Here is a 20,228-nt window from a genome sequence, read left to right on the forward strand (position 1 = left end):
CAAAATCTCCTGATACCCCTTTATTCGGTCATCATTTTAAAATTCCTTGTTGAACTAACCTGCCCCGTTAGTTGCATAACGAAAAAGCTGCCATAATGACAACTTTGATCTTCAGCAAACGCACCCGTTAGTTCATTAAGACTTATCGCAGAGTTGACACAAACTACGACATAAAAAAAGACGGATTTACCGTCTAAAATTTATGAGTATCTTTTGTCCTATAAAAAATAAATAGACTGTTTATAAGTTGTGTAATTGCTCCCAGTCCCAAATAAACAAAACCAGAAATCGAAACAGCCATTCCTTCAAAACCTCCTACAATTAAAAGGCCAGATACGAGATTAATAATACCTAAAAGTATGAAAATAAGTGGACAAGCAATGGCTAATCTTTTTTTGTTCTTTGTAAGGGCTATTACAAAAGTAACTAGAAGAATAAAGGTAATAACGTAACTTGAATAAGAAGAGAATAAAAAATCCATTAAATCACCTCTTTGGTAATTAGGTTAATAACTAATTTTACCATAAAAATACAATTGGTTATACCAATAACAATTATTCTATTCTCATTATTTTGTATTGTCACAGTACGAGTACACTATGCTTGTTGAACTATCCTGCCCCTTTAGTTCCATTAGAAAAGGTTACCGCAGCAACCGCACTCGGTAGTTCAACAAGAAAAGGATTCAAATAAATCAGTTTATCCTGATACCACGGTTATTTTTGGTTCTTCACAAGAAATGACATCAATCGTGTGATTTAAGCAGGAAAACTGATAATGAACGTATTTTCAGAAGGACATATATCTTCTCGTTCATTCGTGGCTAATTTTGTTAAATCCGAGTACCTTGACTTGGTATATATCCTAAATAGCTCTCCCTTTGATATTTCAGAATTATCTATAGAATATGAAAAACATTCATCAATAACAGAATATGAAATATAGGATTCAAATTCTAATTGCACCATAGGTAAATCGTTGTTGAGCCTGCTTCTATTAATAAGCAATCGTAATGAATTTTCTTTGGGTTCAAATATTTCTTCCAAATAAATAAATCCTTTCCCTTGCATCAATTCATTATAATCCATTTCATCATCACTCATTTCTTAATTTCACTTTTTAAATTATACTTCATTTTCCAATCGTCTTAATGAACTATCCTGCCCCGATAGTTCCATAACAAAAAGAGCTGCCTCAGCAACCTATCTTATTGAAGTAAAGAACCCGTTAGCCATCCATGAAGCGCAAAAATCAGCGCTTCACCACAGAGAATGAAAATTGGTCTCTATGTCGATAATGTTTTAATGGCTGGCGAAGAAGGTCGTTGAACTATGGTGCCTTTGAGCCCATCCGTTAGTCTGACTCCGACGACCACGGTGTACCACCGACTGTCGCGCCCTTTATGGGTAGCACTCATGGGAGATTAATCCTTTTTTGGTCGTCGCGCTAGCCTCTACTTATTTTTCTATATTTGGAGGTTTTTTGTTTAACGATTTACCAAACCAATCAGATCACTCATAAAGCTCAGCCTTTTTTTTAAAAGCGTTTTTACTGGGTCTATTTTGTTGTGTTTTTTTCTAGGTTTTGAGGTTTTTTAATTTTCATGGGAGTTTAAGTGCATTTTTTCACAATCGTTGGCTTTTTTAAAACAAAAACCTAAGAGTAGCCATACACACTATGCCCACTAAAACTGTAACGGACAAACTCTTCGTCCATATGGCTACAATAAGAGTAGGTATTATACCAGCAAGAACGCTCCAATCAACCGATAGTAATGATTCATCTTCAATGATGAAGCTATCAACGATTAGTGCAGCAAAAATACAAATAGGGATAAATGAAAGCCATTTGACCACAATTTTCGGGAGCTCAATATTTCTTATAACTATAAATGGAATAATTCTCGGAATAAAGGTTACAATAGCACACCCTAAAATGACTAATAAAACGGATATATTAATACTCATTTGTCTTTTACCACTCCAATCGTTGCAACGATTATTGTCGATAAGATAATTGCAATATAAGATGGAACAAGCATACATAGTACCAGCATCAATAAAACTACATAAACAATTAATGATAGATAAAACTTCAATCTACCTTGATCAATATTTTGTAATTGCAAAACAAGTAATGCCAAAAACATAGCTGTTAAAGAGAAATCTAATCCAAATGCTTCTGGATTTGAAATCCATTTACCAAAGATAGCGCCCAACATACAAGATAAAATCCAGAATATATAAGCCGTTACATTCAGTCCATTCATCCATTGAGCACTCATAATTTCTTTTTTAGCAAGTTTATTAACGGCTACACCAAATGACTCATCTGTTACAAGAGCTCCAATACCGATATTTTTCATTAAAGAATATTTTGTAAAGTGGGGAGCCAATGTCATACTTAATAAAAAATTCCGCAAATTCACTATGAAAGTTGTAAATAAAATGACTGAAATAGGACTTCCTGATACTAACAGTGCACAAATAATAAATTGAGATGCACCAGCATAAACTAATGCCGATAAAAGAGTTACTTCGAAAAGACTTAGATTTGATGAAGCTCCAACAATCCCCGCAGCAATTCCAATGCTGATATAGCCAATTAAAGTAGGAATACAATCTTTTACTCCTTGAGAAAATGTAGGGAGAGTTTCTTCGCTATTTATTTCTTTTGCTAATTCATTCATAGTTGCACCACCTTTTAGTCTGTTATGTTAAATGTATGTCTGTTATATTGTATATGCGTATGTTATAATAAACATAAAAAAGAGTCAAGGAGATTTTTTATGGAATTCATTCAAGAGGTTATAGCTAATAACCTTGCCCAAATGAGAAAAACGCGAGGATTGAGTTTAGATAAGGTAGCAGAACTGACTGGAGTTAGTAAAGCAATGTTAGCTCAAATTGAAAATGGAAAATCAAATCCGACTGTCACCACTCTCTGGAAAATTGCAAATGGGTTACAAGTATCTTTTTCTGCTTTTTTAAAGGAAACTGATAAGCCACAAATTGAAAAAATAAACATCAATCAACTGAACCCATTGCTTGATGATGATGGAAATTATCTTGTATATTCCGTTTTCCCATTTCATCCAGAAAAAAAGTTTGAAATTTTCACTGTAGACCTAAAACCTGGTTTTAGTCATATATCCGAAAAGCATTTAGGTGAGGAATATTTACTTATACAACGCGGTACACTTACACTCGATGTTCAAGGTGAGAAGTTTGAATTAAACACTGATGAGACTATTAAATTTAACGCAAATACTGAACACATTTATATAAACTCTTCTGATGAACTGGTTAGATTCTATTTAATTATCTCTTATCCCGACTAATATCTATGTCTATTTTCTAGATTTAATTTAATAAAAGTTGCGTAAACAATACGCAACTTTTATTAAACTAACCTGCCCCGTTAGTTCCATAAGAAAAAAGCTGCCTTAAAGACAGCTCCGATCTTCACCTAACGCACATGTTCGTCAAGTAATGTACGTCATAATTCTTTATTCTTTAAATGATAACCCTTCTTCTTCTAATGAAGTTCTCAAGGTTGGTAAGGAAGCTGGGCCAATACCGTGAATTTTTAAAATTTCTTTTTCCGTGTGCTTTGATAGTTCTTTCAACGTGTCGATCCCTTCGTGAACCAATGCATTTCTTGCAGGTGAACTGAGTTTCGAGAGGAAGCCACTTTTTGGCTTATTCTCATTATCACATGTAGGACAACTTGGACAGTCACTACTTTTGAAAAACTTATGTCCCTTTTCACAAACCCTTAATTTTTTTTCTACTGTCAGAATAATCCCTCCAAACAAATTCAGTATCCCATTTTTACATATTATATATATTAGTTATACATTCCCGACAAAAACTATGTATGTCCCTATTCAACTATCCTGCCCCGTCAGTTCAAGAAGGATCAGCTTCTATAAACTGTTCATAATACTTTTTTGGGTTACTTATTTTGTTTTTAATGAAAAATTCAGCCTGATTTTTAACCATATCAATAAAGTCACTATCACTTTCACCCTTACGAGTATTCTCGACACTGCCTTCGACGTTAACATAATTTGATTGTACATTTACAATTACCGTCATAATTTTCTTATCTTTAAACGAAACTGTTCCAATAACTTCTTTATTTTCTAAATCAACAGACGGATAGTCCACTGTTATCCCAGTGGATTTGTACACAGTAAACCCTGGCACTGGTAACATTGGTCTAATATATTTAAATGTAATATAAAGACCACTGCCAACAATCGGTATCAATAAAATTTTCAAGACAAGCGAACCACCCATTACTGTCCTCCTAGCAACAATTATCTTCCCTAAATAATACCATATGTTTTTTCTTTAACTAACCTGCCCCGTTAGTCAAAGTCCCCCTTCTGAAAGAAATTCAATAGTGTTTGCAGCATCTCGCGGTTTTCCGAAATCCTTTGACTTGTCCAGCAAGGATAGCGATTGATAACTTTGTAAAACCTATGTAAAAGCTTGTAAAAATTTGTATAATCATGATATTTAATTGCAGAGTGAAAGTATAATGAAACTGTAAAAACGGAAAGGTTCAGTAACGATGTTGGGAGGTTGACAATATTATTCCAATCTTTCATTGATTAAAAGTAGAAAGGAGCCTTAACAATGCTGAAGCTAAAAAAGTTATTTTTATTAGGGTTCATAGCGTCTGCCTTAATGCCGGTACAGGAAGCAGGAGCAAAGGCCTCTAAACCGATTGCTGTCCAAGAGCACAAATCCTTTGAACAGATTCACGCAGAGCTGCTCAATCATGGTAAAAATGCGCCACTCATGACCCTGGCTCATCGGGGCCAATGGCGTGAATATCCAGAGAACTCGCTTGCAGCAGTCAATGAGGCCATTAAAGACGGCACCGATATTGTGGAAATAGATGTCCAGCTAACCGCTGATGGTGTACCTGTATTAATGCACGATACGACCGTTGATCGTACTACCAATGGCAAAGGAAAGGTTTCTGACTTCACACTGGCTCAAATTAAGAAACTTCGCCTCAAGGAAGGTCTCGGAGGTAAAACGGCAGCGCTCACCAAGCACAAAATTCCAACGCTTGAAGAGGTCATGCTTGTAGCAAAGGACCGGGCAATTGTAAACCTGGACAAGGGCTGGGAGATACGGGATGAAATGTACAAGGTTCTCGTTAAAACCGACACAGTAGATCACGGTCTGTTTAAGGGCAGTCCAAATGTTGAAGAAGCAGCCAAATTTATGGAGAAAGATCCAGAAATCCTATATATGCACATTATCCTTGATAACAACGTCAACTCTATAGGAACGTTCCCGGGGCGTCAGCCGGTCGCTTATGAAATTGTTTTTGCAGATCTTGCAGATCCGCAGATTCAGCCAGAAAAGCTGAAACAAATCAAGAAAAGTAGCAGGGTCTTAGCAAATGTAATGTGGAATGGCCTTGCTGCAAAATACACGGATGAGGCTTCACTAAGAGATGTAAATATGGGATGGAAGGCCGTAACAAAGCTTGGAGTGAATATGATACAGACTGACAATATTGAAGCGATCGATTACTGGCGGCATGGAGGCAATATGCGACACTGGCAGTACGATACCGGGAACCGTACAGTTCGGGTTCAGGCTGAGGAGCATCTTGGCGGTGGGCAAGGTACCGGGTATTTTGATCAGGACGCCAACCGCTGCAATACAGCCGACCAAGATTCACTCGATGTTTGCGAAATCGATGGAGCCATTGCTGTAAGCCATAACATGGAAGGTGAGTGGGCGAAATACGAAGTGAACATTAAGAAGTCAGGAACATATAAAATCTCCGGCAGAGTTTCTGCAGCCGCTACCCCGGCTGGTGCCATCACCTTGGATTGGGCTGGCAAAACAAGCGGGGAGACCGAGCTGAAAAATACAACTCACAAACGTGCATTCCAGCTTCAGAATTTGGAGTACCGCTACCTAAAGAAAGGTACTCACCTATTTACAGTCAAGGTCACAAGCCCAGGTTCCTACAACCTTGATTATATTCAATTTAATTTGCAGGATTAACTGTAGCTAGAAACACCCTTAAATTTTAGAAGGCGCAATTCCTTCGGATTTTCGAGTTTGGTGCAGCTTTGAAACAAGGCTTGATCTTGATAAAAGAAAAATAGAAGGGCATGTTTTGATAAAAGATTGATCAAAACATGCCCTTCTATTATCTAATTGGATTATTCATTGTTAATAAAGATTGCTCATTTTTGTATTCCCTAATCAGCTAATGCACCCGTTAGTTTAACAAGACTGTGTTTTTACCGCCTATCATGTTCTCTAAAAATCAGTTTAAATTTCGGCTTAAAATCAACTTCTATTGTTTGTTGGGAATCCTCATGCAGAACTGTTAAAAGTACACTTGAAAGTTCCTTTTTGTCTGCTGTAATCTCAAATTTATCAACTCGTTTTAAATCCAAAAGTGATAACAATTTACTTGAAGTCGGTTGGGTTACTTGTATTTTCACTTCACCGTAAGATGGAGAAAGTGTAACAATAAAGTCTTCCTCCCCATTAGAAAATTGATATGTTGCTTTATTATAATAAAATGGTAAATCTTTCGCAGAGGTATCAAATAATATAGGTTCGCACTCAAATAACGAAAGAAAGTCGTTTTCTTCTGGGAATACATACACTCAACATCAACCACCTTTCAACTCCCTATTTTAACATTTTCTTGTTGAGCTAACCTGCCCCTTTTGTTCCATAAGAAAAGAGCTGCCTTATTGTCAGCTCCGATCTTCAGCTAAAGCACCCGTTAGTGAAGTAACTCTTTTTTTAATTTTACTTCGTATAGTCTCATTGCACTTAAATCCCCTCGATATTCAAATATTTCTTTTGAAATTAAATTTCGGAGTCGATATTCTATCCATACATCTCCAGTGTATTGCTGCATATGACCAACGACTTCACCAATCAAACGTGCCGACTTCATATAATCATATGTACCTTGTTCTTTATGTAATTTCTTTGCACAAAGAATGATAAAATCATCACCTCGTTCAATATTTGAATCCCTAAGCTCACCATGCTCCCATGTTCTCAAATGATTTCCAATCAGCATTAAATTCTGTCCTTCGTCGCTGAGAGCATTACGTTTTGCAAAATTCAATGGTCTAAGCTCAAATTGTTCATAAAATTGAAGCAATTTTTCGGGAGTCAATTCTCCTGATGAACGAGGAAACTGTTCCTCTTCTAACAAAGGGTATGTAAAGAATTCGTGAAAAGCTGTAAACGTATTGAGTTCGAACACATTATTGACTTTATTTTGCAATAAATAAAGGACAATACGCAGACCTGTTTGCTCAGCAGCATTCTCACATGTCCAAATAATCACCTTTTGATAAGGTGGTATCGCTATTATTTTCTCGATTGCTTTTAACATACCCTGTTTATATTCTTCAACAGTTTTGAAGTCATCACGATAGTTTTCCTTAAACCATTGAAAACGATTTTCTATCCCTTCTTTTGTTTGGAGTGATTCAATTGGACCAACCGATAAAATATCGGGTAACACTATGATTTCTTCTGTTTTTGCATAAATAGTTTTACGAAATGCGAATTTTAAGCTACCTGCAGTCGAATCACCAAATACAATATGTACCGTTTGTAGATGTTCTTTTTTCTCTTCATTTCTCGAAATTTGAATCGATGATTTTTTCATTTTTCGTCTCATATAAACTACCTTTTTTATATTTTTCATAGGTTAAGTTTACCATAACCTTCTTTCACTAACGTGCCCCTTTAGTTATAAAAGCCAATGAAAATGATTAAGCTTTTGTTTCCACGTAGTTTATTCGGACCGTTCGGTAAAATATTTCAAACTTTCTTTATGAGAAGTACTTACCATATACACTCGGGCATAAAAATGATACGGTTGGTGCATAGAATATTTGAGGTATTTTATATCCTCAATGTTGAAAGGAGATATTTGACTAATAAAAAGAATGCTTTTATTAAGAAAGCAATAGACAATTATTTTCAAAAACTCGAAGAACAAGATTTCAATGAAGACGATTTAATTCAACTAATTAATCATCTATCTAGGGTTTATGATCAAATATCTAGCGCAGTTAAACTTTGAGCCTTTTCCTTTAATGGCTCTTTTTTTGTATATTTCCCCTAAATCTTTTTACAGTTTGTGCCTTACCACACTGTTTATTCGAACTATATTTTTTTATTGGAACATAATTTATTTCGTTTCATATACTGAACCTGACATATAATAAGTCCTCAACATGTAACTATTGTTCTCAAGAATAGTTACTTTTTTTCATTTTGGTTTATTCGTACCATGCACCTTTAAGTTTGGCGGATCTTTTGTTATTAACGACATATACTTAGATTGCAGCATCACGTTCTCCGAATGTCTCTTTTATAATTTGGACTTGTGTAACTATTCTTGTTCTGGAATAGTTACCTTTTTTTGTTTCATTGTTTATTCGTACGTGATGAATATAATGTTCAGATAGAAGAACAGTCTTAACCTTGTTCACATTTTATAAACATTGAAATGAATAAAGTTATGTTGGTTTAATGTATAATTAAATGTGAAAAGGAGGCTTATAATGTCAACAGAAAAGATTTTAGAACAACTTATCAGAATTGCAGATGCGTTAGAAAGAATTTCTCCAGTTCCTGATAAAACAGAACAGAAGGAAAAGTTTGATTATCAGGACAACTCAGATAAAGCAAGGGCTGTCATTAAAATGAATAAAACCATTCTAGACTCTAATAGAGATAAGCGATAAAGGAATGAGATCACAATATGTGATCTTTTTTATTTTATTTAAATACCACTTGCGAATTTGTAAAAGTGAAACCGTACAGTTTGTGTCAACTGCGTGATACATCCTAATGAACTAACCTGCCCCTTTAGTTCCATAAGAAAAAGAGCTGCCTTAAAGACGGCTCCGATCTTCAGCTAACGCACCCGTTCGTTTAAGTGAGAATCTTCACAACTTTTTCTATCTTAGGCTTTGTTAATAGTATTGTTGTTTTCAGGTATAAAATATGGGAACGTCCGATTTGGACGTTCCCGTTCTTATTCTTATTCCATTAAGCATCCCTATAATGGAATAACGGTAAAGCTAATGACGCCTTTTTAAAAGCTGCGTTTCGCTGCCCAAGCACCTTGCATTTTACTAAGGAATACAATTTGCCCAATATGATATGCGTTATGCATGGCTAAACTCTTCAGTTCAAGCACTAATGGATTATCGCCTGGAATCTGTCTATATAAATCTTCATGTTCTGATTTTGCTAGTATTTTTCCAAGTTCTCGATGAACATAAAAGTATTCTTGTTTTGTTTCCTTCCAATTTTCTAACGTCTCAGTTGGTAATTGAAATGTAGAGTCATTATTTTCTGCCTGTGGTTCATTCGCTGTTTCACCAAGAAATCGCATTAGATATCTCTTTTCAAAGAATAGCAAATGACAAACTAATTCCCAAATGGAATTCATCATTGCCCCATCAGCTGGTTTCCAAATTGCCTGTTCCAAAGTGATGTCCTCTAGCACTTTTTCAAGTGGTGGAAACCAGTCTTCTTCATCCAAACAGCTTGCCCATTGTTGTAACAAAAGTGTCTTTACATCCATTTTCTATTCCCTCCAATTTAATCCTAGGTTGATTTTATTGGTTACCTTACAATAGATTCGCTTCAGTTAAAGAGTATTCCTCTAGATGGAATTTCTTTTATTACTTGTTCCATTATTTCTCCTTCTAAAAGATTAGGTTATCGTCTTAATTATTGTTCAACCATACTGCCCCTTTAGTTGCAGCTGTTTCCAGCCCCTTAATGAAGAATCGTGCCCGATTGCGGAAAATTTGTAACTTCCTTTTATATGTTGATCCAAAGAAAGTAACTGAATTATTGGTTTAAATCCATATATTATTTTCAGCAGTTAGTTTAAAATTAGTTTCACCAGTGTTGACTACACCTTTAGGCTCTACCAGCATTATATGGCATTCCTTTTCAGCATAAGGCTTATGCTCCACACCTTTTGGTATCACATACATTTCTCCTTTGGAAAGTTTAACCTCTCCATCGCGGAATGCGATGGACATCTCTCCGTCTATTACGATGAATGCCTCATCGGTGTCTTTATGATCGTGCCATACAAAATCCCCCAGAATCTTAACTAACTTAAACTGATAGTCATTCATTTCACCAATGACTTTGGGCGACCAGTGTTCACTGAATTTGGACAGTTTCTCGCTTAGATTAATAGCGTTATAATTGATATAAATCCCCCCAGAACTATTCTTACCTTTATTTTACAACTTCGATAGATTAATTACTATTTTGATTAAGATCTCAAAAGTTTCTGCTGATCTTCCCACAAAATGGCCCAATTGCTGAACAAAGATCAAACAGCACTCTTGAACTAAACTGCCCCTTTAGTTCATTAGATGATGATTACTAAACCAAAATATTCAACTTTACTTTTTTAGTTTAAAAACTATAAAATCAGCACATCTAAAATCTTCTTCAAATGAAGGATATTTTTTTAACATCTCTTTTGATGGCTTCGGTTCTACGATGCTTTCTAAAATAAAACCTGTTTTGATTAAAGTGTTTATATAACTTGTTAATGTTCTATGGAAGAATAACATTTTTTCTTTATCTCCTAAACCTTGTTCATACGCACCTTCATAAAAATATTTATCTACGTTCCAATGCAACTTTTTACCGTCTTTTGTTTTCTCCCAACCACTTTCTGGAGTAACAAAACAAGGATGTAAAATCGAAAATATAAAACAGCCTCCATCCACTAATAACCGATACATTTCTTGAAATGCTTTCTCGTAATTTGCAAGGTCTTGAATAACCATATTGGATACAATTAAATCGAAACTTTGATCTTCTAGAGAATTCAAGTCCTCACAATTACCCTGCCTATAATCGATTATCAAATCATCTGGAGTTCTTCCTTTGGCAATTTCTATCATCCTTGGTGAATAATCCACAGCAGTTACATTCGCTTCGGACTTGGCTAAAATTCGACTTAAATACCCTTCGCCACACCCAGCATCTAAAACTTTTTTATTATTAACCGTTTCCATAAGTGATAATAAAGTTGGATTTAAAAAAACTTCTTTATGATGGTCTCCTTGTTCGGTATGATTTGCTGAATATGTATCCGCGAAACTATCCCACCTTTTAATTGCTTCTTCTGTACCAACATTTTGTTTCATTTTAAAGCCTCCCTGTTCTTTTGCTTTAAATTCATTTCCTTTACTTCTATAATCTTGTTCCACTAACCTGCACCTATCGTTAATTAAGGGTTCTTTTTTTACAATCAAAAGGCCACCATTTGGCGGCCATACAAATGAACTAACACAGTTAAAAGGTTCTAAAAAGAACGGAATTTGCCCAATATGCTACTAGAATAATAATAATTGTAGTAACAATAACAAGCATTTTTTTACTGTGATTTCCAACTTCTTTCTTTTCCCTTATTTCCTCTCTGTATTTCATTTGTACCTTTTTCTTTTTATCATCTAATTTCATAGCAGGTAAACCCCTTATGAAAATAATTTAAGTTTATTTTACCATAAAAACCCTATTCGATTTTCAACTAACCTGCACCATCATTTTTGATCAATGGTGTAATCAATATGTAAGAAGGGAATGCCAAAGATTCGCATTTTATGTTGTGCTGTGAGCACGCCTGCCATTGTTTCATTAATTACAAAGTGTTCGGATAATGGAAGCTTGAGAAGCGCTTTGCCCGCTGCTAAATAAATACCGGCGTCACTTTCTCCCTCGCTCGAAAGAATGAGAGAGCCTTCGATAGCTTCAAGCTGTAAAATGCCAATCATCGACGAATAGGGAAGCGGAAGTGCAATATTCATATACGTCCTGCCCTTCGTTTCGTGCTGAGAATAAATGGCCACAAATACGGTATTCCCCTTCACCTGGCGAATCCATGCGCGTGGGTTTTCCCTCCCATCGAGCGTTTGATCAACAGTGCTTATTTGATAGGTCATTTCAGTTCGGTTACTTGATATGGGCAAGTTCAATTGCTGTAGTTTTGTACTTATCAATTTATAGCACACCGCAAACGGTTTAAACCAAGTTGCCCATTTTACAGACGCAAATAACCGATACTTATCTGTGTTCTCATAAAAATGGACGATTGTTTTTGGTAAAGTTTTTATATCAACAAACTCACTTAGATCATCCACTAGACCCGGGTGTGGCTTGCCTGCTCCTTTTAACGCACCTCGAATTTGGCTCACTGGGAAATTCCAGACATCCTGTTTCGTTTTAGGAGGCACAAGCACCCAGCCGAGTACGCCTAACATGCCAAAAATTAAACAGTTAAACAAGCCATGGAATTTTAGCATGAAATCAATACTAACCAGCCAAATTCCAAATGAATTATATGTCGCATAAAGCAATGAAAATAAGATTGTGATGCCTAGTGCACTGAACGATAGCCGTATCAATATCGCCTGCAAGTGTGAAAGGAAACGTGTTTCGTATGCCAGGACGATTAATGTGTAAATGGCAAATATGTATAGCAACACAGAGATGATTTCCAGTAACGGCGATAATGAAATGCCAATGGCGACCAGTATGGGACCTGCTAAAATAATCGGCACAATTACACGATACCAGGTTGACTCGTGTAAGCGTCCAAAAAACCCAAGAGATATGGGCAATAAAAAGGCAGAGTAATGAAAATGAATAGCTGTTAACCACGTGATCAGTGGACTGAAACCTGTATCCATTCCCGTCATATAAGCAAAGAACCATAGTCCGCCTACAAATAAATACATCATCCCAATATCAATGGATATTTCTGCCCAATTTGTAAAACCACGCTGAAAAAAACGCTTTAGGCCATTACACGCCACAAAAAAGGTAAACGTCATATAAATGAAGGCGAGTACCATCTGTCCTGTGCTTGATGGGACGACTTGCAGTAAAAAAATGGAGAGCATGGCCATCCAATTGAACATAATATATTTCCTCTTTGTTTCTAATAGCAGCTGGAGCATAAGTGGCACGAAAATTAACTGGGCAGCTGTCAGCATTAACAAATACGATTCAGATGCCAACATGCTGCTTGCTATGAAAAAGAAAACACCTGCAATGGTGATTGGACTAAAGAGCCTGCATCTTAAATTCGCCTGCATAAGCCATCAACCTTCCTACGATTCGGTTTCTTATATCGACTTGAATCGTAAATACTTCTCGGACATCATCGTACCCTTCCTCAACGGTCACAACTCCTTCCAATAACCGAGGAATTGGAAGCTCCAGGTTACCTATAACGATACGTTGAGGACCAGAGTGAATGTGAATGCGCCCTTCAGGTGTAACCGCAAATGTTAAATCCGAATAAAATAAGCTTGGCTCCCCTAAATAATCCTTTACAACTCCACGTTTCGTATCGACCGTCATAAACGCATTAAAATGCCGAGTGATCTCTTCAAAATAAAAAGTACGCTCCCAATGTATTTGTGCCTCACCTGTCGGCAATGATCTACAGGTATTTTTGATGGAAAACGGCACATCCTTCCCATTTTCGGGAAAAAGAAATTTCCAGCGTGCTGCTAATTTCAAAAAAGGTTTTAGCCAGCCTGCCCCCGTTTCAATCTTTGACATCGTTCCGACCCCATTGAACGGTTTACCAATTGGCAGGGCATAACGCTCTTGAAGCTTAGGATGAAGTCTTTGAAAATCCTCACCTAAGAGGTCTTGGTAGATTGTCATGATGATTCACCCTTTCGCGTCCGCCTGCAACTTGCTGCCGATGGCAAATCAGTTGCTAGTAAGAAGCTAATGATGGAAAGGACCCACAGACTAGCATTAAATGTAAGAGGGGTAAACGGATGCGATGCTAATGAAGGATTAGCAATCAAGGCACTAATGGTTAGTAACGGAAAAATAATGATCTGCACAATAAGTAAGTGTCTTTTCTTACGATAAAGCAGCCAAACCACTGCAAATAAAATCTCGAGAACGCCTATTATTTCTACACCCTTCACAGCAGCAGTCCCATCCAAGGATGTTAAACTGGATAGCATCGATACTTCCTCAGGATGCTTGGCAATCATCTTCGGGATGAGCCCATGATAAAGCCAAATAAAGGCAAAAAGCATGGTAACTATAGCGTTAATAATGAAACGGACATATTGAGATCGTGGTGATTCCCCCTTTTCAATCCAGCGTCTTAGCACATCAAAGCTTAGAGCAGTTGCCCACCCCATGATTGGCCGAAAAAAGAAGTCTACAAGCCGTCCAAGCAAACCATAGCGTACATCATAATCATATTGGGTCAGAAATGTGATTCCGTTATCTTTCGGTATATATTGCCAATATCCTTTCCCTTCACGAATTGGCGAAATTTTTTGATCGGTACCAAAGTGAAGAGAAGAAGTTTTTGAACCATCCTTCTTATTATGCGTACCGACACTTTTACCCCAGCCAGCGACTTTAACATAACGACCCAATTTCGTTTCATATAAAAAGGATTGCGGATCATCTTCTGATTTTTTCGGTAAATAGGTAATAGAAGAAAAACGCAAATCCCATTGTTCATGTAGTTCAGGCTTTTGAGTCATCCGCCATACCTCGTCTACTGTTGCCTGAATTGGAATTTCCACATAGATTGGTTTATTTTTCATAAATGTCACCTCCATTAATAAAGTAACATAAGTTTCCATACAACATGGTAAAATTTATGAAGTGTCTGTAAGAATTATCGCCCATAATTGCAGTTCAGCTAACCTGCCCAGTTAGTTATTAAGAAGTAAACAACTTTTTCCTAGCTGCACAGCTTGGTCCCTACCTGAATTGTCCCAACCTGTATCACCAGGTTGGTGATACCTCCTTTAACAGAACGTAAAAAGCCATTCCTGTACAGAATGGCTTCAACGCATCACAGCTTTAGTTTAAATTTTTTTTGAAATAATTTATTATCATTCAAACCACGCCTACATATCTCGTTTTTAAGTAATTCCACAAAGTCTTTACTATCTTTAAGTTTGGTAGCCGCGAGGTAAGTTTCAATCAATAGTTCATCATCTAACCTATTTAAGCAATTTATTATCATCCACTCCTTCTCACCTAAAATTGAACAGACTCAATTAGAAAAGACTAGATAACAATAAAATTGTTATTTCATATACTATTATTCGATACTTTTCTTGAATATATTTACCACGTTCTTGTATCGAATTAAACCTTTGGACCTAAAATTAGTATCATTTTCATAATTTTAAGATTATTCAAGTATTAATACCTATATATTATTCCTATTTGAGCCATAATGGAAGTAGAAAATCTTGTTTTACCTAAAGAACCTGTAAAGTGATCATAACGTTATTTATTTTTAATCCAAATACGTAAAAGCCTTGCTACATTTTTTGTAGTAAGGCTCTTTAAAGTTGATTAATCGTTAATCAGTAACGCACCTGTTAGTTTAAGTACAAACCTTAACAAACATGCTAACCTGCCACGTTAGCTTAACAATGAAAACTAACTACAATACAAATATCATAGAAGCCATAACTAAAAATGGAAATAAAACAAGTAGCAATATTGATACTCCTGTCTTCCAATTATTTTTTAATTGAAGTAATTCCTTCTTAGCCTTTTCCTTATTTTTAAGCCACCATATAATAATTCCAACCCAATAAATTGCTAAAAATATATAAATATCCATAAAATCACCTCTTATAACAATTTTCCGGAATCAATGTTTAACAATCATTCTTTCACAAATCTCACCCGTTAGTTCCATTAGAAAAAGGCTGCCTCAGCAACCTTACTTTAATCAATTAAGTGGTCATTTCAATTTTCTTTTCTTATTTAAATCTGTCATTAATATTAAAACTAAGATTATCAGGCTTATTCCAAGTATAATTGCACCTACCATACTCACTCCCATTCCTGCAAATCCCCCAATTAACATCAAACCAATAAGATGCGTTATGATACCTAAATTTACTAGAACCAAGGGAGAAATATATATCTGTCTTTTGTTCTTAATTACCCAAAACAAACAGATACTTATTAGTAAAATAGCTATAGGAAAATAGATAAATAGAACTGAAGTAAACAAGCTAATCCTCCCAACATTTTGATTTTTATCTTATTATATGTCTCCTTCAAAATCTCCTTGCTTATTTTAACATAAAATTACATTTCTTTATTTAAACTATACTGCCCCTTTAGTTCATTAAGAAAAAGCTGCCCTAAGTCTGCTCCGTTTCAGCTAACGTTAAATTGAATAAAAGCTTAAAATTCCAATTATCATAGCGATTATAAGAATTGATACTAAACCAATAAGTATTTTCATCCAAGTTTTCATATAATCACCTACTTGTTGAGTTTTGTGATAAAAAAAAGACGGTTTTACCGTCTAATAGATTGCACTAGTTTTCTTAGTAAAAACAAAACTAATATTGCGAAAAGAGAAGATAGAATTAATCCTGGAATATTTATAGTAGTTAACAAATTCACACCACCAAATTATATAATTAACTAAATTTTAGGTGTTATTACAAAAGTAGTCAATAATTAAGATTCGAATAAGCTACGCTTCTAGAACTTACCCGCCCCTTTAGTTGAATAACAAAAAACTGCCTTAAAGACAGCTCTAATCTTCAGCTAACGCACCCGTTAGTTTAAGTACAATTCTTCACAAACTCATATTCTTCCACAAATCTGACCTGCAGCTTAACATGGAAAAGGCGATTTCTCAATTAATTTCTATTTGGATTATTTACTTGAATGTGAGGAAAGACCCCGCCCTATAAGGTTTGCAGAAACAGTTTTTTTCCCTATTTCCCTTGCCCAAATTGATAATTGCCCTATATGATGAATTTCGTGAGCAATGGCATGTCGAATGATTTCACCCCAAGTATCCGTAACGATTCTTCCATTTGGCAAGGTATCGTAAAATAATTGATTTTCCATACTAGCATCCCAATTGTTCACAAAGTTTTCCACTTCTAAATGAAATTCGGCATCCAATTTTCGAACTTTGTTCAAGCTTTTATAACTATCGAAACTCTCCTGAAATTCAGTTTTACCTTGTAAGAGACGTATCCAGCTCCATTCGACTTCAACAATATGGAAAAGTGTATGCAATATACTGCGCATTCCACCCGTTCGGTTCCACAGAAGTTCTTCTTCACTTAACTCTTCACACCAACGATACCAATCTTCTCTTACCATCCAGATATACCTAAAAAAAGTTTGCAAAAATGCCCCTCCCCATTTAGAAAATAAATAGCTGTTAAAATAATATAAGATCAATACCAAACATTGTTAATTGTACTATTTCTACAAACATAGATTGAATTCCTTGTTCAACTAACCTGCCCCATAAGTGCATAAGAAAAAGCTATCTTAAAGACAGCTCTGATCTTCAGCTAACGCACCCGTTAGTTCATTAAGCAGGTCATTATAGTATCACCAAATTCTCGGACATCAGCTAGGTAATCAAATCCATTAGGAGAACCAAAACTATTAAACGCACGCACTGCAACAAGATTATGTTGAGGTATAACCAAAAGAGTTACTCCAGTATAGCCCAATATTTGATAGGAACCTCTAGATACAAGCTCCCCAATTTCTGATTTTCTTGCAGGTAAATCTTTTACGAACCATAAGTAACCGTTTTGTGGGAGTTCCACATCTAATGAATTGGGACTTTGAACGGTTGTAGCCATATCTATAATTTTACTTGGTACAATTTGTTCCCTATTTACATATCCCTGTTTAAGATGAAAGTATCCCCATTTAGCCAAATCCCTTGGTGATACATACATATTCCCCTTATCGCCGTCGACACTTCTACTTGTAGTCCAACTTGTATCATTAGGTTTTCGTATTACATCAACAAGTTTTTCATTAATTTCCCCGTACCATCCTGTCTCCGTTAAATTTAGTGGTTTAAGTACGTTGTTAGTTAAAATCTCAGCTACCGATTTCCCAGTAGTATTTTTAACTATTTGCGTCAGAATGTCGATTCCAATACCTCGATATGCCCAATTCTCACCAGAAGGAAATTCTCGATATATCTCTCCGTTAGTACTCGTTATACCATGCGTATGTGTTAGTAAGTGTCTTATAGTAGTCGAATTAGGTATTGGCATACTATTTGGTGGAAGATATTTTTCTATTAAATCATCTATCGAGTCTACGTATCCTTTATAAACCGCATAGGCTACTGCAAAGCCTATATAACTTTTTCTAACTGATGCAACATGAAATTGTGTATCTTCTTGGATCTGCCTCGAATTAGGACCCTTAGAATGTTTACCCCAATATTCCTCTATAACAATATTATCGTTATGAATTATAAAAACAGATGCACCTGAACAATCAACTAATTCAGATGTCTTTCTAACATTTGATACAACTGAATCAAACTGTGTGTTTATCTTTTTATTCATTATCATTCTTTCACTACTTTCTTTTATCCTATCTATAATCTGAAGGAAAGCACCGGTTAGTTCATTAAGAAAATCGGTTCTTATTAATGAACTAACCGGTGGCTGAATAAGATTTTTTATTTATTCTAAAAGACTTGACACTGAATCTGTGTACACTTCTACCCATTTAGAAAATGGAAGTTCGTTATCCCAAGTGACCTTATTCATTGCTTTTGCACAACCCCAATCTAAAACCCGTTGATGAAGCATATGTACTTTAATACGTTTTTTCAGATCATCTTTTTCTTCTAATTCACGACAATACACATTGACTAAATGCTTTGCAATTTTACGGTCATTGTTATCTAAATAATATGTAATCATCTTAATTAGATCTGAAATAGGATCTGCAAAATAAGAATTTGTAAAATCAAATACGCCACTTATTTCCCATCCACTGTCCCCCATATATATCAAGAAGTTCCCAGGCTTAAAATCACCCATTACAAAAGTTGGAGAGGAAAAATTATCAAATGCCTCTTTGGATTCAACCAATAAAGTTTCTACCCATTCAAAATCCTTTTCCGTTATTTCTGAATATTTTTTTGCATCTTCCAACCAAAACTTTATTCTATTGAAAAGCCATTGAGTATAGTTATCCTTAAAGGGAATAATATCGAATTTTTTGGTATTAAGTTCACCAAATTCGTTCACTTTCCAAGTATGGAATGTATATAGAGTTTTAGCAATTAATTCAGCTATTTTATAACTTTCATCTAAATTCAGATTAGCTTTTAGATGTTCGCCTTGAAGGCGAGGCATCAGCGAATAACTCCAACCAAAAATTTGTTCCGAATCATCAATGATATATGGTATTGGTACAGCTACATTTGTTCTTTTATGGAGATTCTCTACAAAGAACTTTTCCTCTACCAATTGACCAGGATAAAGGGGGTTTCCCTTAAAAACAAAATCTCCTTTCGTTGATGAAACGAACATTGTTTGACCCATAGCTCCAATTTCTGTTATTTGGGATGAAATGAGTTTACCTAAATTAAATTTATCAAGCATTGACTGTAATTGACTATTATAAATTATTCCTAATTTATTAGATGAAAAGATTATATCTGCAGTCATATTAGATTCCCCAAGTCCTCTCTATATTTTTAAATTAACTTCAATATAATAATCACTTCTTTAACCATTTAAAATTTCCTGCTTATTCCACAATATGGCCCAATTGTCGAATAAAGATCAAACAGCGCTCTTGAACTAATCTGCCCGGTTAGTTGATTAAGGATGATTTAGAATCATGGCATGATAAAGGGTCGTTGAGAATTACACAATTGAATATCACATTAATTTCCTTCTGCTAAGTAATAAGGTGTTTTGTCACCTTGGCAACCAATGATTGAGTATTTATTTTCTTCAACTACAATTTTCTCGCATTCAAATGTGTTAATTTCTCCACTGCCGTATTCATCTCTAGTGGTATCCTCAGTAACTTCAAGCTGCTCTCCGTTATATGTTAATTCAGTTAGGATTGGATCGCCTTCCTTCGTGTAAGCCACCACACGAATACTATCCTTATCTCCTGTTTCTGTATTTTTGATAAATTCTTTTAACCTAGATTCATTTTCAATATCGCCATTATTCCTATTCACGATATCCGTATCAGAAGGAACAAATTTTTTTGAATCAGTCTCTATATCGGCACAACCAACTATAAGCAAAAACATTATGCTGACAGTTAAAAAACTTACATATCTCACCAAAAACTCCCCCTTTAGTTATATGACGT

The 20,228-nt window shown here is 35.5% G+C and carries 25 protein-coding genes; 3 read left to right on the forward strand and 22 right to left on the reverse strand.

What is annotated here, in order from left to right:
• Positions 1-193: 193 nt before the first annotated feature.
• From AS888_RS04465 to AS888_RS04480, 4 genes are all read right to left on the reverse strand, one after another.
• Positions 194-481, reverse strand: coding sequence for a YesK family protein (locus AS888_RS04465; RefSeq protein WP_061140963.1), 288 nt, complete (start codon positions 479-481; stop codon positions 194-196).
• 277 nt (positions 482-758) lie between these two features.
• A complete protein-coding gene (locus AS888_RS04470) occupies positions 759-1,103 on the reverse strand; it encodes a hypothetical protein (RefSeq protein ID WP_061140964.1) in 345 nt (114 codons plus the stop codon).
• A gap of 540 nt (positions 1,104-1,643) precedes the next feature.
• A complete protein-coding gene (locus tag AS888_RS04475) occupies positions 1,644-1,967 on the reverse strand; it encodes an AzlD domain-containing protein (RefSeq protein WP_061140965.1) in 324 nt (107 codons plus the stop codon).
• The gene (locus AS888_RS04480; protein ID WP_061140966.1) at positions 1,964-2,689 is read right to left on the reverse strand and encodes an AzlC family ABC transporter permease; all 726 of its coding nucleotides are present in this window, start codon (positions 2,687-2,689) and stop codon (positions 1,964-1,966) included. Before AS888_RS04480 ends, AS888_RS04475 begins: the two co-directional genes overlap by 4 nt.
• Before the next feature lie 99 nt (positions 2,690-2,788).
• Between AS888_RS04480 and AS888_RS04485 the strand changes: the two genes are divergently transcribed.
• Positions 2,789-3,340: a helix-turn-helix domain-containing protein gene (locus tag AS888_RS04485; protein ID WP_061140967.1), complete on the forward strand. Its 552-nt coding sequence runs from the start codon at positions 2,789-2,791 to the stop codon at positions 3,338-3,340.
• Between the two features lie 168 nt (positions 3,341-3,508).
• Here AS888_RS04485 and AS888_RS04490 read toward each other — a convergent pair whose 3' ends face one another.
• Together AS888_RS04490 and AS888_RS04495 are read right to left on the reverse strand one after the other, a co-directional pair.
• Positions 3,509-3,799 (reverse strand): RNA polymerase alpha subunit C-terminal domain-containing protein, encoded by a 291-nt coding sequence (locus tag AS888_RS04490; protein WP_061141071.1) that lies wholly within the window; start codon positions 3,797-3,799, stop codon positions 3,509-3,511.
• 112 nt (positions 3,800-3,911) lie between these two features.
• Positions 3,912-4,304 carry a hypothetical protein gene (locus AS888_RS04495; RefSeq protein WP_061140968.1) on the reverse strand — a complete coding sequence of 131 codons (393 nt, stop codon included), beginning with the start codon at positions 4,302-4,304 and terminating at the stop codon, positions 3,912-3,914.
• Positions 4,305-4,646: 342 nt separating this feature from the next.
• On the opposite strand from AS888_RS04495, the gene AS888_RS04500 reads away from it, so the two are divergent.
• Positions 4,647-6,044, forward strand: a complete 1,398-nt coding sequence (locus AS888_RS04500; protein WP_061140969.1) for a glycerophosphodiester phosphodiesterase family protein — start codon at positions 4,647-4,649, stop codon at positions 6,042-6,044.
• A 242-nt stretch (positions 6,045-6,286) separates the two neighbouring features.
• Here AS888_RS04500 and AS888_RS04505 read toward each other — a convergent pair whose 3' ends face one another.
• Both AS888_RS04505 and AS888_RS04510 read right to left on the reverse strand, forming a co-directional pair.
• Entirely contained in the window at positions 6,287-6,661 is a 375-nt protein-coding gene (locus tag AS888_RS04505) for a hypothetical protein (RefSeq protein ID WP_061140970.1), read from the reverse strand.
• A 122-nt stretch (positions 6,662-6,783) separates the two neighbouring features.
• The gene (locus tag AS888_RS04510) at positions 6,784-7,728 is read right to left on the reverse strand and encodes a DUF1835 domain-containing protein (RefSeq protein WP_081092311.1); all 945 of its coding nucleotides are present in this window, start codon (positions 7,726-7,728) and stop codon (positions 6,784-6,786) included.
• Between the two features lie 865 nt (positions 7,729-8,593).
• Between AS888_RS04510 and AS888_RS04520 the strand changes: the two genes are divergently transcribed.
• Positions 8,594-8,776: a hypothetical protein gene (locus tag AS888_RS04520; RefSeq protein ID WP_061140973.1), complete on the forward strand. Its 183-nt coding sequence runs from the start codon at positions 8,594-8,596 to the stop codon at positions 8,774-8,776.
• Positions 8,777-9,129: 353 nt separating this feature from the next.
• Here the strand turns inward: AS888_RS04520 and AS888_RS04525 are convergent, their stop codons facing one another.
• From AS888_RS04525 to AS888_RS04580, 14 genes are all read right to left on the reverse strand, one after another.
• Positions 9,130-9,624 carry a DinB family protein gene (locus tag AS888_RS04525; protein ID WP_061140974.1) on the reverse strand — a complete coding sequence of 165 codons (495 nt, stop codon included), beginning with the start codon at positions 9,622-9,624 and terminating at the stop codon, positions 9,130-9,132.
• Between the two features lie 280 nt (positions 9,625-9,904).
• Positions 9,905-10,270 carry a cupin domain-containing protein gene (locus AS888_RS04530; protein ID WP_034304537.1) on the reverse strand — a complete coding sequence of 122 codons (366 nt, stop codon included), beginning with the start codon at positions 10,268-10,270 and terminating at the stop codon, positions 9,905-9,907.
• A 198-nt stretch (positions 10,271-10,468) separates the two neighbouring features.
• Positions 10,469-11,224, reverse strand: coding sequence for a class I SAM-dependent methyltransferase (locus tag AS888_RS04535; protein ID WP_061141072.1), 756 nt, complete (start codon positions 11,222-11,224; stop codon positions 10,469-10,471).
• Between the two features lie 148 nt (positions 11,225-11,372).
• The gene (locus tag AS888_RS26075) at positions 11,373-11,540 is read right to left on the reverse strand and encodes a hypothetical protein (protein ID WP_185113025.1); all 168 of its coding nucleotides are present in this window, start codon (positions 11,538-11,540) and stop codon (positions 11,373-11,375) included.
• Positions 11,541-11,620: 80 nt separating this feature from the next.
• Positions 11,621-13,174, reverse strand: coding sequence for a YndJ family protein (locus AS888_RS04540; RefSeq protein ID WP_061140975.1), 1,554 nt, complete (start codon positions 13,172-13,174; stop codon positions 11,621-11,623).
• Positions 13,143-13,754 carry a DUF4166 domain-containing protein gene (locus tag AS888_RS04545; RefSeq protein ID WP_061140976.1) on the reverse strand — a complete coding sequence of 204 codons (612 nt, stop codon included), beginning with the start codon at positions 13,752-13,754 and terminating at the stop codon, positions 13,143-13,145. The genes AS888_RS04540 and AS888_RS04545 overlap by 32 nt, the downstream gene beginning before the upstream one ends.
• Positions 13,751-14,668: a DoxX-like family protein gene (locus AS888_RS04550; protein WP_061140977.1), complete on the reverse strand. Its 918-nt coding sequence runs from the start codon at positions 14,666-14,668 to the stop codon at positions 13,751-13,753. Before AS888_RS04550 ends, AS888_RS04545 begins: the two co-directional genes overlap by 4 nt.
• Before the next feature lie 254 nt (positions 14,669-14,922).
• Entirely contained in the window at positions 14,923-15,096 is a 174-nt protein-coding gene (gene sda / locus AS888_RS24890; RefSeq protein ID WP_081092312.1) for a sporulation histidine kinase inhibitor Sda, read from the reverse strand.
• A 429-nt stretch (positions 15,097-15,525) separates the two neighbouring features.
• On the reverse strand, positions 15,526-15,708 hold the full coding sequence (locus AS888_RS04555; RefSeq protein WP_061140978.1) for a hypothetical protein: 183 nt from the start codon (positions 15,706-15,708) through the stop codon (positions 15,526-15,528).
• Positions 15,709-15,831: 123 nt separating this feature from the next.
• Positions 15,832-16,107 carry a hypothetical protein gene (locus tag AS888_RS04560; RefSeq protein WP_061140979.1) on the reverse strand — a complete coding sequence of 92 codons (276 nt, stop codon included), beginning with the start codon at positions 16,105-16,107 and terminating at the stop codon, positions 15,832-15,834.
• A gap of 659 nt (positions 16,108-16,766) precedes the next feature.
• Positions 16,767-17,252 (reverse strand): DinB family protein, encoded by a 486-nt coding sequence (locus AS888_RS04565; RefSeq protein WP_061140980.1) that lies wholly within the window; start codon positions 17,250-17,252, stop codon positions 16,767-16,769.
• Positions 17,253-17,434: 182 nt separating this feature from the next.
• Positions 17,435-18,448 carry a serine hydrolase domain-containing protein gene (locus tag AS888_RS04570; protein WP_260320113.1) on the reverse strand — a complete coding sequence of 338 codons (1,014 nt, stop codon included), beginning with the start codon at positions 18,446-18,448 and terminating at the stop codon, positions 17,435-17,437.
• Positions 18,449-18,568: 120 nt separating this feature from the next.
• Positions 18,569-19,564: a phosphotransferase family protein gene (locus tag AS888_RS04575; RefSeq protein ID WP_061140982.1), complete on the reverse strand. Its 996-nt coding sequence runs from the start codon at positions 19,562-19,564 to the stop codon at positions 18,569-18,571.
• A gap of 221 nt (positions 19,565-19,785) precedes the next feature.
• Positions 19,786-20,199, reverse strand: coding sequence for a DUF4362 domain-containing protein (locus AS888_RS04580; protein WP_061140983.1), 414 nt, complete (start codon positions 20,197-20,199; stop codon positions 19,786-19,788).
• Between the last annotated feature and the right edge of the window lie 29 nt (positions 20,200-20,228).

The sequence above is a fragment of the Peribacillus simplex genome, assembly GCF_001542915.1.
GTDB classification, from domain to species: domain Bacteria; phylum Bacillota; class Bacilli; order Bacillales; family DSM-1321; genus Peribacillus; species Peribacillus simplex_B.

Coding starts and splice junctions, on each gene's coding strand:
- AS888_RS04465 (WP_061140963.1), bottom strand. CDS start 481: ATGGATTTTTTATTCTCTTCTTATTCAAGTTACGTTATTACCTTTATT.
- AS888_RS04470 (WP_061140964.1), bottom strand. CDS start 1,103: ATGAGTGATGATGAAATGGATTATAATGAATTGATGCAAGGGAAAGGA.
- AS888_RS04475 (WP_061140965.1), bottom strand. CDS start 1,967: ATGAGTATTAATATATCCGTTTTATTAGTCATTTTAGGGTGTGCTATT.
- AS888_RS04480 (WP_061140966.1), bottom strand. CDS start 2,689: ATGAATGAATTAGCAAAAGAAATAAATAGCGAAGAAACTCTCCCTACA.
- AS888_RS04485 (WP_061140967.1), top strand. CDS start 2,789: ATGGAATTCATTCAAGAGGTTATAGCTAATAACCTTGCCCAAATGAGA.
- AS888_RS04495 (WP_061140968.1), bottom strand. CDS start 4,304: ATGGGTGGTTCGCTTGTCTTGAAAATTTTATTGATACCGATTGTTGGC.
- AS888_RS04500 (WP_061140969.1), top strand. CDS start 4,647: ATGCTGAAGCTAAAAAAGTTATTTTTATTAGGGTTCATAGCGTCTGCC.
- AS888_RS04510 (WP_081092311.1), bottom strand. CDS start 7,728: ATGAAAAATATAAAAAAGGTAGTTTATATGAGACGAAAAATGAAAAAA.
- AS888_RS04520 (WP_061140973.1), top strand. CDS start 8,594: ATGTCAACAGAAAAGATTTTAGAACAACTTATCAGAATTGCAGATGCG.
- AS888_RS04525 (WP_061140974.1), bottom strand. CDS start 9,624: ATGGATGTAAAGACACTTTTGTTACAACAATGGGCAAGCTGTTTGGAT.
- AS888_RS04535 (WP_061141072.1), bottom strand. CDS start 11,224: ATGAAACAAAATGTTGGTACAGAAGAAGCAATTAAAAGGTGGGATAGT.
- AS888_RS26075 (WP_185113025.1), bottom strand. CDS start 11,540: ATGAAATTAGATGATAAAAAGAAAAAGGTACAAATGAAATACAGAGAG.
- AS888_RS04540 (WP_061140975.1), bottom strand. CDS start 13,174: ATGCAGGCGAATTTAAGATGCAGGCTCTTTAGTCCAATCACCATTGCA.
- AS888_RS04545 (WP_061140976.1), bottom strand. CDS start 13,754: ATGACAATCTACCAAGACCTCTTAGGTGAGGATTTTCAAAGACTTCAT.
- AS888_RS04550 (WP_061140977.1), bottom strand. CDS start 14,668: ATGAAAAATAAACCAATCTATGTGGAAATTCCAATTCAGGCAACAGTA.
- sda (WP_081092312.1), bottom strand. CDS start 15,096: ATGATAATAAATTGCTTAAATAGGTTAGATGATGAACTATTGATTGAA.
- AS888_RS04555 (WP_061140978.1), bottom strand. CDS start 15,708: ATGGATATTTATATATTTTTAGCAATTTATTGGGTTGGAATTATTATA.
- AS888_RS04570 (WP_260320113.1), bottom strand. CDS start 18,448: ATGAATAAAAAGATAAACACACAGTTTGATTCAGTTGTATCAAATGTT.
- AS888_RS04575 (WP_061140982.1), bottom strand. CDS start 19,564: ATGACTGCAGATATAATCTTTTCATCTAATAAATTAGGAATAATTTAT.